Below are 16,137 nucleotides of genomic sequence, written 5' to 3' on the forward strand. Positions count from 1 at the left end.
TCGAGGAGAAATAACAGGCATGGACCAACGGATCGCCAGCGGTCAGGGCATCGAGTATTTCGCTGCCGGCCACCTTGGGCGCCAACACCGCCTGGAATGCCTGCGCCGAGGCCTGCAACAGCCTGTCCCCCTCTTCGACACCGGCGGCGTGAATGAACCCCTGCAGCGGGCCAAAGGCAGTGCGGGCCTGGATCAGCACCTGCTCCATGGTGGCGAAGTCCGTCACATCGGCCTGCCAGTAACGCACCTGGGCGCCGCTGCCGGCCAAGGCTTGCAAGCGCTGCTCCAGGGCCGGGGTCGGGGCTGAACGCCCCACCAGCGCCAGGCGCAGGGCGGTGCCCTGGGTGCGCGCCAGATGATCGGCGAACAGCAGCCCAAGATGGCCGCTGCCGCCAGTGATCAGCCAGGTGTTGGCCCGGGCCGAAGGCAAGGCCGCCGGTTGCGCGGCTTCGTCCACCTCAAGGGCCAGGCGTTGCATCGACAGTTGATGACGCTGATGCCCCACATACAGGCTGCTGCCGCCTGCGCCGCCGCGCCATTGTGTCAGCAACGGCTCGAAACAGGCGCTCGCCCGCCCCTGGCCGGCCAGGGCGAAGTCGCAAGCCGCGGTGCTTTCCAGCAGCACGGTCTGCCAGACGGTGTGCGACAGGATGCGTGGCATGGAGCGCTCCAGGCCAATCCAGGATTCCAGTTGGCAACGGTCCGCCCCGTCGCGGCAGATACCGCCCAGCAACACCCGCTGCACGTTCTGCTGCAACCGCGACAACGCCTGCACCAGGCTCACCAGCAGGCCGGGCTGGCGGCTGAGTTCCGGCGTCTCCAGCGGCCACAGATACAACAGGCCGTCGATGGCACCGTGCCGCTGGATAACCGTCCCCAGCACCTCGTTGAGTTCATGGACACGCTGCGGGTCGAGAGCAAAGCTGTTGGCGCCGGCATGGCCCTGGCGCGACAGGAACACCAGGCGACTGCCAGGCATCTGCGTAGCCGCCTGCTGGCGCAACTGTGCCTGATGGGCCGGATCGGACAGACAACACAGTACCAGCCGCGGTTGCTCCGGCGCCGCGCTGGCGACCTCGGCGAGCGCCGGTTGCCAGTGCTCGGCGAATGTCAGCAATGTGTGTCGGGGGGATGGCTCGGGCGCCGGCGGCGTTGGCACCGGCGGTTCGTCGATGGCCCAATGACGAATCCGCGCAAACGGATAGCTCGGCAATGCCACCCGGCGCACGCCGGCGGGGCGCGACAGCGCGCGCCAATCCAGGGCTTGCTCGCGATGGCGGGTCCACAGTTGTGCCAGGGCCTTCAGGTCGCGGGTCGCGAGGGCCTGATCCCACTGCTGGCCAGGTGACTCGGCGCTGGTGCTGTCGGGGCTGCTCCAGTAGACCCCATCGGCGCTCGCTGCCCCGTCGCTCGCTTCACGCAAGCGTTGCGCCAGTTCGGCCACGCTGCCCACCACCAGCGCCAGGCGCTCGGCCAGGGCATCGCGGCCCACTTGCAGGGTGTACGCCAGGTTCGCCAGGGAGATCTGCGGTTGTTTCTCGAGATGGCGGGCCAGGCGCCGGACGCTCTCCAGCAAGCGCTCGCGCGTCCTGGCCGAGAGCACCACCAGGTGCTCGTTGTCCTCATGGGGCGTGCCGGCTGGCGCTACATACTCTTCCAGCACCACATGGGCGTTGGCTCCGGCAAAGCCCAGGCTGCTGACCCCGGCCCGGCGTGGGATCGGTCGACCTTGCGCGTCGGTCAGGACCGTCCACGGCTGTCGCTGATCGACAATGTAGAACGGGCTGTCAGCCAGTTTGATGTACGGATTCTGCCGGTCGAAATGCAGGTTGCCCGGCAAGGTGCGGTGCTGCATCGACAAGATGACCTTGAACAGCCCGGCCATGCCGGCGGCGGCTTCCAGATGACCGATATGGGTCTTGACCGCCCCCAGGCCGCAGCGTCCTTGGGGAATATTCACCCCCTGGTTGCGCGACAAGGTGGCGAAGGCATCTTTCAGACCATTGATTTCAATGGGGTCGCCCAGGGGGGTGCCGGTGCCATGGGTTTCGATGTAGGTAATGGTCGAGGGGTCTATTCCCGCGCGGGTGTAGGCATCCACCAGCAGCATCGATTGTGCCACCGGGTTCGGCGCGGTCGGGGAGCTCGCCCGCCCGCCATGGTTCTCAGCTGTGGCGTGGATCACCGCGTGGATGACGTCGCCATCGGCAATGGCCTGGTGCAGCGGCTTGAGCAACACTGCGCCGGCCCCTTCACTGCGCACATAACCATTGGCCTTTTCGCTGAACGTCTTGCAGCGACCGTCCTCGCTCAACATCCCGGCATCGCTGAACGACAAGGTGAGGTACGGACTCAGGAGCAGGTTCACGCCGCCGGCAATCGCCATCTCGCAGCCATTACGAATGGACTCCACCGCCCGGTGCAGGGCTACCAACGAGCTGGAGCAGGCGGTGTCCACCGGCTCGCTCGGGCCATGACAGCCCAACTGGTAGGAGATGCGGTTGGCCAGCATCGAGTGGGACAGCCCGGAGGAGGAATAGGCGCTGATCGGCGCACCGGACTCCACCAGCAGATTGAGATAGTCGGTCGCGCAGACACCGATGAAGACTGACGTCTGGCTGCCGGCGAAATCGCTGCTGGCGTAACCGGCGTTGCCAATGGCACTGAAAACCGTCTCCAGGATCAGTCGCTGGGAGGGGTCCATCAGCTTCGCTTCATGGGGCGAGATGTTGAAATACAAACTGTCGAACTTGTCGACATCGTCGATGAAGCCACCCCATTTGGCGCGGGTCTTGCCGCCCTCGGCCGGGTCGCCGTAGATCGCCTCCCAGCTCCAGCGTTGCGCCGGTACCGTGGTGATCATGTCATCGCCCGCGAGCTGGTGTTCCCAGAAACGCTCCAGGTCGGGCGAACCCGGCAACACCCCGGCCATGCCGATGATCGCGATCGGCATGACGCCATTGTCGGCGTGTGGCATGGCCGAGCCTGCGGCCGCGGATGCCACGGCCGGCTCCGGTTCCGGCACTGCCGCCGGCACTGCCGCCGGCGCTGGCGCCGCGACGGTTTGCGGGTATTGGGCCGAGATAAATCCACCCAACGCGGCCAGGGTCTTGTGCTCGTAGAACAGCGCCGGGGTGATATCGATGTCGTAGTGGCCGTTGAGCTTGTTGGCCAGTTCGACATAGGTGATGGAGTCGAAGCCATAGCTGCCCAGCTCGCTGTCGACGTTGAAACCCGAGGCGGTCTTGTGCAGCACCTGGGCTGCCAGGTCCTTGAGAGTGGCCATCAGGTCGGCGCCTGCGTCGCTGGTGACAGGCGCCGCGTCGATGACTGGCACGGCAGGTGTCGCCGATGCCTGCTCGAGCGCCAGAAATTGCGCCACGGCCTCCAGGGTCTTGTGCTCGTAGAACAGTGCCGGGGTGATGTCCAGGGCGTAATCGCGGTTGATCCGGTTGGCCAGTTCCACATAGGTGATGGAGTCGAAGCCGTAATCCGTCAGGGCGACCTGGGGGCGCAGGCTGCCGGCATCGCGTCGCAGAATATCGGCGGCCAGTTTGCCCAGCGCGCGGACCAGCCCCTCGCTGGCGGCGATCGCGGGTGGGCGCACCGCCATGCTCGGTGTTGGCTGCAACGGGGTCATGCCGAGGACTTTTTCGATCTTCGCGCGATCGCCCACGGCCACGCATAGCGAGGTCGGGCTGGTCGTGGACAGGCCCAGCAAGACCTCCATCCCCGTGTCCAGGGACAGCGGCTGCACGCCCATCACATTGCGCATCAGGGTTTGGTTCTGCTCGCTGAGGCGCATGCCGCCGTCGCGCCAGTACGGCCAGTTGACCGACAGCGACTTGCCCTGGCGTTGCCCGGCCCGCACTTGTTCGTCGCGCCACTGGGCAAAATGGTCGAGGTATTCGTTGGCATAGGCGTAGGCCGACTGGCCGACGGTGCCCGCCAGGGACGAGATGGACGAAAACACCAGGAACAGGTCCAGCTCGTCGCCCCGGGTCACCTCGTCCAGGTGACGCACACCGGCGACCTTGGGCTCGATCACCGGTCCCAGGGCGCTCGGGTCCTGCTTGACGATCAGGCTGTCGCGGATCGCCCCGGCGGCATGCAGCACGCCATTGAGGACGCCGAACTCGGCCTTGATCGCCCGATGCAGCGCCTCAACGTCGGCCTGGCGGCTGACATCGGCCTGCAGATAGCGGGTCAGTCCCGGCAAGCTGGGCTCTTCGGCCTGCGCCAGGGCCTGCGCCACACGGTCCGCAGGGGAACGCCCGCAGAGCATCACCCGCGCGGCGAAGCGCCGGCGCAGCTGGCGGGCAATCTGCAAGCCCAGGGCGCCGGCGCCGCCGCTGATCAGGTAGACACCGCCCTGGCGAAACAAGCCCTGGGGCACAAGCGCCGCCGAGCGCTCCAGGCCTTCGAGCCGTTGCACCTGGCGCACCTGCTGCTGGTAACGCACCAGCACCTGGCCGGCCACCGGTCCATGGCGCAACTCTTGCTCCACCTGGCGCGCGGCGTCGGCCTCGGTGCCGCTGACCTCGAGGACACCGGCCCACAGCCCGGGATGCTCATGGCGCAGGACCCGGGCGAACCCGGCCAGGGCGCGATGCCCGGCCTGGGCCGAACGGCTGACGAACAGCAGGCGTCCCTGGGTCCGCTGGCGTGCCACCAGCACGGGCACAAGCTGATACAACAGGTGCAGCAGCGCCTCGCCTTGCAGTCCCTCCTCCAGCAGGAACAACAGATTCAAGTCGCCGCTGGCGGGCAGCGCGTCCAGCCATTGCTGCCAATGCCCGGCATTCCGAGGGTCGATGCCCAGGCTCTTGCCGTCTTCACTGACGTGCACCGAACCGTCGCTGGCCGGCGTTGGCGACACGCGCCATGGTTTGAAGCTCAGGGCCTGTTCAAGAGCCTGCCACCCTCCCTGAGCCGCCCTGAACAGCACAGTGTGGGCGGTCAACGGCTGGGCTGGCTGGCTGTCGAGGTCTTGCGCCTGCCAGTGGGGAGCAAACAGTTGCAGGTCGTCCTTCTTGCGCAGCGAGTAAGGCCGATAGGACAGGCTGCGTATGGCGACCAGCACTTGTCCGTCGTCACTCAGCAGGTCGATGTCGAAACGCTTTTCGGCGAACTGCGCCGCGCCATGGTTGCCCGCCACTCGGGCATAGCCGTAACAGGTTGCCGTGAGCGGTGCGTAAACCGTGATCTCGTTGAGGGAATAAGGGATGTACAAGGTGCTGTCGCGGCTGGGGTCGCCGAGCAGCCCCAACATGCTCTGCAAGGCGCCTTCCACCAACGACGGATGCAGGGTGTAGGCTCCCAGATCATGGCGCAGGGCCTGGGGCAAGACCAGCCGAGACAGGGATTCGGAGGCGTTGAAATACAAGGTTTCCAGGGCGCGCAAGCTCGGCCCGTAGACCAGATCGTTGCGAACGAAGATCCGATAGCAGTCCGCCGCCGGCAAGGCCTCGGTGCAACGGGATTTGATCGCCGCCAGATCCATCCGGGGCATCTGTTGCGGAGCCGGCACCCAACCTACCCGGCCCTGGGAAAACAACTGCCCCGCCCCGTCACTGATCCGATAGGCCGTGCCGCGCTCGGTCTCCTGCAGGTCAACCTGCACTTGCTGGGGTTGATCGGTGACGATTACCGGCTTGATCCAGGCCACGTTCCGCACTTGCTGTAGCAGACCGTCCGGGACGCCTTCCCCGGCCAGGCGCTGAGCGGTGACGGCCATTTCCAGATGGGAGACGCCCAGCAGGGTCGGTGCCCCGGACACCAGATGATCCTTGAGATAGACCTCGTCGCTCTCGAAGCGATGACTGAAGCTGGGCTGTGGTGTCCCGTTCAGCCGGTGCAACTGAATGGGATGCAAGGCTGCCACTTCGCTGGGCACGACGGGCGTGCCAGCGGCCCAGTAAGGGGTCGCGGCAAAGGCATAGGTGGGCAGCGGGACACGACGCAGGTGCTCCTGGGGCGAGAACAGAGGCCATTGCACGGCCGCCCCGGCCGCCCACAGGCGGGCCAGGTCGCGAGCCATGGGCTGTGGCAGCGCGGCAAGCTCGGCCTGGGCCGCCTGACGACCCTGCTCGTCGGCTTCGTCACCGACAAACACCAGCTGGCGATCGGCACCCTCGGCAAGAAAACCGCGCACCCCCTGGGCCAGCGATTCCAGGGAATCGCACAGCAAGGCCAGCCTGGCAGGCATCGGGTCGCGCCCGCTTTGCAAGGTGTGCAGCACGTCGCGCAAAGCCGGCAGCGGGGCGTTGCTGTCCAGCCAGTGCAGCAGGCGCTCGGCCATGACCTTCAGGCGTTCGGGGGTGCGCGCCGACAGCACCGCCACACTGGCGCCCGGGGCGTCGCAATGGCGGGCGGGCGCTGGCGCGGCAGGCACGTACTCTTCCAGCACCAGATGGGCATTGGTACCGCTGAACCCCAGGGAACTGACACAGGCCCGCCGCGGGTGATCGGCCTGGGCCGTCCAGGGCTGCAGGCGGTCGAGGGTGAAGAATGGGCTGTTGGCAAAATCGATGTGCTGGTTGGGTTGCTCCAGGTGCAGGGACGGCGGCAATGTCTGGTGCCGCAGGCACAGCACGGCCTTGATCAGGCTGGTGATCCCCGCCGCGACCTGGGCATGGCCGATGTTGGTCTTGACCGAGCCGATGGCGCAGAACCCCTTGTCCTCGGTGCGCTGGCGGAAAGCGGCGGTCAGGGCCTCGACCTCGATGGGGTCGCCCAGGCGCGTGCCCGTGCCATGGGCCTCGACGTAGCCGATGCTGCGCGGGTCGATCCCGGCGCGGGCATGGACGTCGCTGAGCAACTGGGTCTGGGCATAGGCGCTGGGCACGGTAATGCCCGGGGTCTTGCCGTCCTGGTTGATCCCCGATGCGCGAATCACCGCGTGGATGGTGTCGCCGTCGCGTTCGGCGGCCGCCAATGGCTTGAGCACCACAACCGCGACCGCTTCGGAAATCACGATGCCGTTGGCCCGCTCGTCGAAGGTCTTGCACAGGCCGTCCGGCGACAGCATGCCCAGCTGCGAGGCCAGGACAAACAGTTCCGGGGTGTTGTACAGCATCACCCCACCGGCCAGGGCCACTTCGCACGTGCCGCTTTGCAGGCTTTCGCAGGCCATGTGCACCGACACCAGGGACGACGAACACGCGGTGTCCACCGCCACCGCCGGGCCTTTCAGGTTGAGGAAGTAGGACAGCCGCGCGGCGAGGATCGACGAGGCGTTGCCGGTCAGGCTGTAGGCATCGGCTGGCATCTGCTGCTGGCGCAGGTGCGTCAGGTAGTCGCCGGTGACACAGCCGACAAACACCCCGCACTTGCTGTTGGACCAGCTGCCAGGCGCATAGCCGGCGTCTTCGATGGCGCCCCAGGCTTCCTGGAAAAACAGCCGCTGCTGGGGGTCCATCAGCAGCGCTTCGCGGGGGCTGATATTGAAAAAGTCGGCATCGAAGCCCTTGATGTCGTCCACCAGGCCGGCCCATTTGCTGTAGCTCTTGTTGCGGGCGTTGCGGTCGGGATCGAAATAGTCGCGGCTGTCCCAGCGGCTGGCGGGAATCTGCGCCACGCTGTTGCGCCCGGCCTTGAGGTTGTCCCAGAAGGCGCTTGTGCTGTCGGCGCCGGGAAAGCGCCCGGACATGCCGATAATCGCGATATCCATGGCGCCCGCGGGCTGTTCCCGGACAGGCTGGCCGTTGCCGGCCACCAGGCGCAGCAGATCGCGCCCCTGGACCAGGGAGATGTGGCCGTCCTTGACCAGGTTGAGGATGTCGGTGGTGGTAATGCACACAGTCATTGGAAATCACCCATTAAACGGTTGGCCTGGTCGACGCTGAGTCGACCGCTCTGTAATTGCGCGAGGATGTCGAGCAAGGCCTGGTCCGGGTCGTCCGGGACAGGCTCGGCGGGCTGCGCCGGTGGGAGGGGGCTGCCCCCAGCTTGGCGTTCGAGCGCCTCGGCGAAGCTGCCCAGGGTCGGATGTTCGAACAGCAGGCTGACCGGCAGCGTGATGCCCAGTTCCTGCTGGACCTGGTAGATCAGGCGGGTCGCGGTGAACGAGGTGCCCCCGGCGTTAAAGAAGTGGCTGTCGTCGCGCGCCCGCGGCAGGCCGAGGATCGCCGCCCAGATACCCGCCACCTGCTCGGCCCGCCCGCTGGCCATGGGCCGTCGCGCATGGACGGGGTCGACGCTCTCCGGTGCGGGCAGCGCCTTGCGATCGATCTTGTTGTTGGGGGTCAGCGGCAAGGCGTTCAGGCCGACGTACAACGACGGCACCATGTACGCCGGCAGGTCCCGCGCCACGCGCTGGCGCAGCTCGGCCTTGAAGGCTTCGTCGAGGATCGCCGGCGCGACGACGACCACATAGGCGGTCAACACCCCTTCGGCATCGCCGCCGCTGCCGCGCTGGCGCAGGGTGACCACGCAATCGCGCACCTGGGGATGGCCGCGCAGGCTGTTCTCGATTTCCCCCGCCTCGATGCGAAAGCCACGGACCTTCAACTGGCCGTCCTCACGGCCGAGGAATTCCAGCTGGCCGTCGGACGTGAGGCGCGCCTGGTCGCCGGTGCGGTACAGCCGGCCGGTGGGGCCCTGGATGAATTTCTCGGCGTTCAGGTCCGGGCGGTTGAGGTAGCCGCTGGCGACCCCTTCTCCCCCGATGCACAACTCCCCGGCCACCCCTGGCGGCACTTCTGCCTGGGCCTCGTCGAGGATATGGATGCTGGTGTTCTGGATCGGCTTGCCGATCGGCACTATGGCCGACGTGCCCTGCCCGTCGACCCGCTCGACACAGGACCAGATGGTGGTTTCCGTGGGGCCGTAGAGGTTCCACAGTTCACGGCCGCGCGACAGCAGTTCGCGCGCCAGGCTGCGCGGCAGCGGTTCGCCGCCACACAGAATGCGCAGATCCTGCTTGCCGGCCCAGCCGCTGCCGACCAGCATCTGCCAGGTGGTTGGGGTGGCCTGCATCAGCGTGATCCGCTGCTCGTCCAGCAGGCGCTGCAATTGCAGGGCGTCCATGGCCGCCTCGCGGGACGCCAGGACCACACAGGCGCCGTTGACCAGCGGCAGGTACAGCTCCAGCGCGGCGATATCGAAGGAAATGGTGGTCACGGCCAGCAGGCGGTCCTGCGCCGACAGCCCCGGTTCGCGGCCCATGGATTGCAGGAAGTTGCTCAAGGCCTGGTGGGCGATCTGCACGCCCTTGGGGCGCCCGGTGGAGCCCGAGGTGTAGATCACATAGGCGCTGTCGTGCATGTGCGACCGGCACGCCAGGTTATCGGCCGGGCGGGCATCGATGACCCCGGCTTGCGCGGCCAGGTCGAGCAAGGTCGTGGCCTCCAGGGTCAGCCCCTGGGGCAACCCGGCCAGGCTGTCGACCAGCATGAAGGCCGGCCGGGCATCGTCGAGCATGTGTTGCAGGCGCTGGGCGGGGAAACCCGGGTCCATCGGGATGTAGAAACCGCCCGCCTTGAACACCGCGAGCAAGGCGGCCACCAGGTCGCCCGAGCGTTGCATGCACAGGGCGACCCCCTGCCCTTGCCTCAGGCCCGCGGCCTGCAAGTGATGGGCAAGGCGATTGGCCCGCTGGTTCAAGGCCTCGTAGCTCCAACTGCGCCGGGAGTCGAGCAGCGCGGTCTGCGCGGCCTGGCGCAGCACTAGCTGCTCGAACAATTGGGCCGTGGTCAATGGCGCCACGGGCACCCGGGCGCCTTGCAGCCAGGTGGCCGAGCGCGCCAGATCCTGCCCGGCGACCACCGGCAGCGACCAGACCGGGGTCTCGGGCTGGCTGACGCAGTGTTGCAACAGGGTCAGGAAACTGTCCCGCATGCGCGCCATGGTCGGCGCGGCGAACAGGTCGGCGTTGAACTTCAGGGCGCCGGCCAGTCGCCCGTCGATGTCCATCATTTCCAGGCCGATCTCGAACTGCCCCTCCTGCTGGGCGAACGGCACAGACTCCAGCTGCAACCCCTGGTGCCGGATCGGCACGCCTTCCTCGGGCGACAGGATGCGGATCAGTTCGCTGCTCTGGTGCGGCTTCTGATACACGAACTCGGCCTGGAACAGCGGCGTGCGCCCGGCCTCGCGGGGAGGGTTGAGGTCCTGCACCAGCCGGGCGAACGGCACCCGCTGGTTTTCCAGGGCTTCGAGCACCACCTGTTTCTGCTGTTGCAGCAGTTCGCCGAAGGACGGATTGGCCCGCAGGTCGGCGGCCAGTACCACCGAGTTGACGAAGTAGCCCACCAGCGGGTTGAAACGCTGGTCGATACGCCCCGAGACCGGCGAACCGATCCACACCTGGCGGTCCGAGGAGTAGCGGGCGAGCAGGCATTGGTAGGCGGCCAGCAGCACGGTGAACACCGTGACCCCTTGGCGTTGCGCCAGGGCCTTGATGCCTTCGCTCAGTTCGCTGTCGCACTGGATCGCCAGCGACGCGCCATTGAAGGTCTGGGCCTTGGGCCGCGGGAAATCCAGCGGCAGGTTCAGGCGCACCTCTGGGTCGGCCAGCCGGGCTTTCCAGAAATCCCGCTGGCGCTGGCCGGCGGCGCTGAGCAGAAACGCCTCTTCCTCGCTTACGAAATCGGCGAAGCTGGCCGTCAATGGCGCCAGCAGCGGCTGCTCGCCGCGGCACAGGGCGGCGTAGCCGCCTAGCAATTCATCGAGCAGCAGCCATTGGCTCCAGGCATCCGACACCAGGTGGTGCACGGTCCACAACACCAGGGTGTCGCGCTCGCCGCAGATAAACAGGCGCAGCCGGCTGAGGGCGCCCTGTTGCAGGTCGAACGGCTGGCGATGGGCGGCCTGCAGCGCCTCCTGCACCTGCTCGCGCGACTGGCCGGCCAGGTTGTACAGGCCGATGTCGGGCAGCACCGTTGGCGGAATTTCCTGCACCGGTTGCCCTTGGCGTTCGCTGAACCGCGCGCGCAGCGCCGGGTGACGCTGCAGCAACAGGCTGTAGGCGCGCTCCAGGGCGGCGCGATCCAGGGGCGAGCGCAGACGGAAAGTCATGGCGATGTGATAAGCCGCGCTGGCTTCGTTGAGCTTATGGATAAACCACAGCGACTGCTGGCCATGGCTCATGGGCCACACCTCGGCCTCGATTGCGGCCGCGGCGGACGGCGCGCTGCTGTCGATCCAGTCGCCCCTGGGCACCGGGGCCAGGTAAGGATCGGGGTAGTTCACCGCGACCGCCGGCGCCGCGAGCGGCGGCTCGGCCTGGGTCTGCTCGGCAACCTCGGCTGCGGGCAGATGCTCCTCGCAGATATGCGCGATAAAGGCCCTGAGGCTGGTGTGACGCAGCAACGCCGCCGGTTGCACGTTGATGTCAAAGGCGTCGTTGATCTTGTTGATCAGCATCATCGCGCCGATGGAGTCCAGGCCGTACTTCATCAGGTCCTGGTCCGGGTCGATGTCGGCGGGCGCCAGCTTGAGCAGCTCCGCCAGCTCGCCGAGGGTCCGCTCCCCCACCGCCGACGAGCCCTGGCCCTGCGGGCTGGCGGTTGTCGGCCGGGGTGTCGCGGCGCTGCCACGCGGCGCCTTGGGGAACTCGTTCCAGGCCGCCTGGATGGCGTTGGCCTGCCCCTGGACGACCACCAGCTGCGTGCCCTCCTCGATAGCCAGGCAGTGCTTGAGCGCTGCGATCCCGGCTGCGGCGTCCAGGGCCTGCAGGCCGCGGCTGCGCTCCAGGAACAGCGAACTCTGCGCGTCGAGCTGCATACCGCCGTCGCGCCACAGGGTCCAGTTGAGCGCCAGGCTGCGCCCCTGGCGCAACCCATGGCGGACCCGGCGCTGGCGCTGGGCGACAAAGCCATCGAGGAAGCGGTTGGCATAGGCGTAGTCGGTCTGGCCGGCAAAGCCCATCACGGCCGCAATCGACGAATAGACCACGAACAGGTCCAGGGCTTCGTGCTCCAGGGCCTGGTCCAGCAGGGTGACGCCAATGGCCTTGGGGTTGACGATGCGCGCGATCTGCGCGGCGTCCTTGTGCGCCAGCGTGGCGTTGTCCATGCTCCCGGCGCAATGGAACACGCCGTGGATGCGCCCGGCCCGCTGCCTGATCCCGGCCACCAGCTCGGCGCTGCCTTGGACGTCGGTGATATCGGCGGGCAGGTATTCCACTCCTGCGCCCTGCCCGTCCTGGTCGAGTGCCTCAATGACCTGCCGGCTCGCCGCCGGCAACTGCGCCAATGGCGTGCGGCCAGTGAGGAAGACCCGGGCGCGATAGCCCTGTACCAGCGCCCGCGCGAGGATCAGCCCCAGGCCACCGGCCCCGCCGCTGATCAGGTAGACCCCGCCCTCGCGCAAGGCGTCCTGGCCCACGGCGGTCTGAGTATCGGGCACCGCGCTCAGCACCAGGCGCCGGTCCTCTTCCAGGCGTACCTCGACCCCAAGGCCGGGTTGCTGCGACACGCCAATTTCCCGCGCCATCAGTGCGGCCAGGGGTTGCGCCCCAAGGCCGGGCAAAGCGATGGAGCGGGCCACCCACTCCGGCCGCTCGGCTGCCAGGCTGCGCATGAAGCCGCCCACGGCCACCCCGGCCGGCACGTCATGGGGATAGAAATGCAGCAGCGTGGTGCCCTTGGCGGCATCGCCACGGAGCAACTGCTGGGCGATGAAGGTCAGCGCATACAGATTGAGCGCCAGGGCTTGTTGCAGCTCCACCGGCGCCCCCAGGGCCCAAGTATGGACCAGGGTCGACACCGGCTCGGCACAGGCCTCCCACAACCTGGCGTAATCCTGCGGATTGTCGGGCACTACCTCATAGTGCCGGGGCCCGACGCAGCGAAAGGCAGCGCCGGGGTACACCAGGATGTCCTGGGGCCGGGCCAAGTGCTCGGCCAGTTGCCCATCGGCGACGAACAGCAGGCGCGCGGCCTGCGCCTGGGCGGCGTCGATCTCGGGTGCCGGCGCCGCGGCCAGCCAGTCCATGCGGTACAGCTGGCTGGGCGACGCCGCCTGTCGCGCCTTGATCGGCCGCAGGGTCAGGTTGTCGATATGCACCAGCAGCTCGCCGCTCTCGCCGAGGATGTGCACCGAGCAACGGGCGCTTTCGGCGTCGATCTCCCGCAGCTGCGCGACGCTGTAGAAGCGTTCGGGCAAGGCCTTGAGCACGGTGATCTGCTCCAGGGCGTAAGGGATGTAGGTGCTGCTGGGGTCTTCGTCCTCGCAGAAACGGATGCACGGCTGGAACGCGCTGTCGAGCAGCGCCGGGTTGAGGATAAAGCCGTCGAGCAGCCGGTAATGCTGGCCAAGGCCTTCCGGCACCGGCTGTTCGCCCTGGCCGCCGCCCGCCTGGCGCTGGATCTCGGCGATCAGGTAGCCGCCGCTGCGCGACAGGCTTTTGATGGCGCGGAAGGTCGGCCCGTAGGCAAAACCCTGGGCCGCGAAACGCGCATAGCACCCGGCGCCTTCGTCCAGCCGTTGGGCCTCGGCCAGCAGTCCGGCAAGCGACGGCACCGGTGGCAGCTCGGAGGCGCCGGCCTCGATGACGATTTCACCCTGGGCGCAGAGCTGTTCGCGGGCGCCGGAAAGGTCGTGGATTTCAAAGCGGGTCTTGGCGTTTTTCTGCTTCAGGCGCAGTTCCAGGGTGGCCGGCTCGCGGTCCACCAGGAAGGGTTGCAGCCAGACGATATTGCGCACCCGGGAAATCGCCTGGCCCGAGGCCAGGTAGCCGGCGGTGCAGGCCATTTCCAGATAGGCCACGCCGGGCAGGGTCTTGCGTCCGGCAATCACATGGTCGGCGAAATAGAACTCGTCGCCGTTGAACCGCGAACGGAACGCCACGCCCTCGAAGGTGGAGACATTGCGCTGCAGCAGTGGCGACAGCCCGGCGGGCGCCGTCGGCGCGGCCAATACCCGGAACACCGGCATCTGGCAGGGTCGCTGGGCAAACGGATAGGTCGGCAGGCTGACGCGCCGCGCTGGCGGCTCGCCGTCCTGGGCCCGCAGGGGCTGCCAGTCGAAACCGCCGCGGCGCACCCACAGCCGCGCCAGCGCCGCCCACTTTCCCTCCCGCGCCCAGCGCAAGGCGGTCGCCGGGAGTTCGTCGGCATCGAGCAGGGCGTCCTGCTCGACCACAGGCTTGCCGTGAAACAGCCGGGCCTCGCGGTCGTCGCCAGGGGCCACCGCCAGGTAGGCGGCCAGGGCCTGTTCCAGGGTTTGCATGGAATCGGCCACCAGGGCCAGGCGCGCGTCCATGGCCAGGCGTCCCACCTGCAGGGTGTAGGCCAGGTCTTCGAGGCGCAGCGTCGCCCCCTCGCCGCGCAGGAACTCCAGCAGCTTGCCGGCATAGGCGCGCAGGCGCTCCTCGTTCTGCGCGCTCAGCACTATCACCTGCTCGGCGGGTGCGCTGGCGGGCACGGGGCCGGGCTGCGGGTACTCTTCCAGCACCGCGTAGGCATTGGTGCCACTGAAGCCGAACGAGCTGACCCCGGCGCGCCGCCGAGTGCCTTCGGGCACTGTCCATTCGCGGTTGTCGGTATGGATATAGAACGGCGACCGGTCGAGCTGGATATGTTCGTTGAGGGTCTGCAAGTGCGCCGAGGGCGGCAGACGCCGATGGCGGATCGCCAGGAGCGCCTTGAAGAACCCCGCCACCCCCGCCGCCGCCAGCATGTGCCCCATGTTGCCTTTGACCGAACCCAGGGCGCAGAACCCGCGCTCGTCGGTGAACGGCTTGAACGCATTGACCAGGGCCTCCACTTCGATCGGGTCGCCCAGGGGCGTGCCCGAACCATGGGCCTCCATCAGCCCCAGGCTGCGCGGGTCGATACCGAACTGCTTGAACACCGCCTGTTGCAACTCGGCCTGGGAAGTCTGGCTGGGCGCCGTGATGCCGTTGGTCTTGCCATCCTGATTGACCCCCCAGCCGATCAGCGTGCCGTAGATCGGGTCGTTGTCGCGCTGGGCATCCGCCAGGCGCTTGAGGGCCACCACTCCGACCCCTTCGGCCGGGACAAAGCCGTTGGCCCGCTGATCGAAGCTGTAGCAACGGCCGTCGGCGGACAACATGCCGGCCTGGCTGGCCATGATGTGGATCGACGGGTCGCTGAGGATCGACACGCCACCGGCCAGGGCCAGGTCGCTGTTACCCGTCACCAGGCTGTCGCAGGCCTGGGCGATGGCCACCAGGGACGCGGAACAGGCGGTGTCGATGGTCAGGCAGGGGCCGCGCAGGTCCAGCAGGTAGGCGATGCGTGCGGCCAGGATCGAGGCGCTGCCGCCGAGGAAACCGGCGGCGCTCAGGGCATTGCCGTTCTGGCTCTGGCCGTAGCTGCCACAGCCGACGAACACCCCGCATTTGCTGCCGGCCAACTGTTGCGGATGCAGGCCGGCATCTTCCAGGCAGCTCCACGCCTCTTGCAGGAACAGCCGCTGCTGGGGGTCCATGGCGTCGGCATCGGCCGGGGAAATATTGAAGAACAGCGGGTCGAAGCAATCGATATCGTCGACCGCGCCGATGGAATCGGAATAGGTCTTGCCCGCCTGGCGCGTCGGGCTGTAGGCCTGGTCCATGCGCCAGTAGTCCCGGGCGACGCGGCTGATGCAGTCGCGGCCTTCGGCCACGGCGGCCCAGAACGCCCGCGCGTCGCGCGCCTGGGGAAAACGCCCGGACAGGCCGATGATGGCGATGGCGCCGGCATCGCCTCTGGCCTCAGGCCTGGCGACAGGCACCTGAGGGACGCTTGCGGGCTCGACGCTGGCCGGGCGCGACCGAGCACGAAACGACGCCAGCTTCCTCGGCTGCGCGGGAATGCTGGACGCCGGCGCCTCAGGCAGCGCCGCAGCCGTTACCGCGGCAGGCGCCGGACGCCGCCCGAACATCGCCCGTGCCGGGCGCTGGGCACTGCCCTCCACGCCCTGCTCGGCCTGTTCCTGGTGCACCAGTTCGGCCATCCGCGCCAGGGTCGGGTAGTTGAAGACCCGCACCGCCGGGATGCTCAGCCCATAGGCCTGGTTGACCTGGGCCATCCACATCACGCCGATACGCGAGGTCAGGCCCAGTTCGAAAAAGGTCCTGCTTTCGCTGATGTCCTCGGCGGCGACGCCCAGGGCGTCAGCCAGCAGGCGACGAATAGTGTTCTTGACCGATTGCACGTCTTTGACAGGCATCTGAGTTCCATCCAG

General features: G+C 67.7%; 2 protein-coding genes (1 of these 2 running past the window's edge). Both read right to left on the reverse strand.

The window, feature by feature from the left end:
- Positions 1-7,807, reverse strand: the 5' end (the start) of a protein-coding gene (locus tag CKW18_RS20240) for an SDR family NAD(P)-dependent oxidoreductase (RefSeq protein WP_095190425.1). The gene continues 10,319 nt to the left of window position 1, outside the view; only the first 7,807 of its 18,126 coding nucleotides appear in the window; its start codon is at positions 7,805-7,807; its stop codon lies beyond the left edge, outside the window.
- Positions 7,804-16,122, reverse strand: a complete 8,319-nt coding sequence (locus CKW18_RS20245) for a non-ribosomal peptide synthetase (protein ID WP_095190426.1) — start codon at positions 16,120-16,122, stop codon at positions 7,804-7,806. Before CKW18_RS20245 ends, CKW18_RS20240 begins: the two co-directional genes overlap by 4 nt.
- Positions 16,123-16,137: the final 15 nt, after the last annotated feature.

The sequence above is a fragment of the Pseudomonas sp. Irchel 3E19 genome (assembly GCF_900187585.1).
Lineage (GTDB): Bacteria > Pseudomonadota > Gammaproteobacteria > Pseudomonadales > Pseudomonadaceae > Aquipseudomonas > Aquipseudomonas baetica.

What these genes read in the sequence shown, in the direction of transcription:
- CKW18_RS20245 (WP_095190426.1), bottom strand. Translation starts at nt 16,122, where the DNA reads ATGCCTGTCAAAGACGTGCAATCGGTCAAGAACACTATTCGTCGCCTG.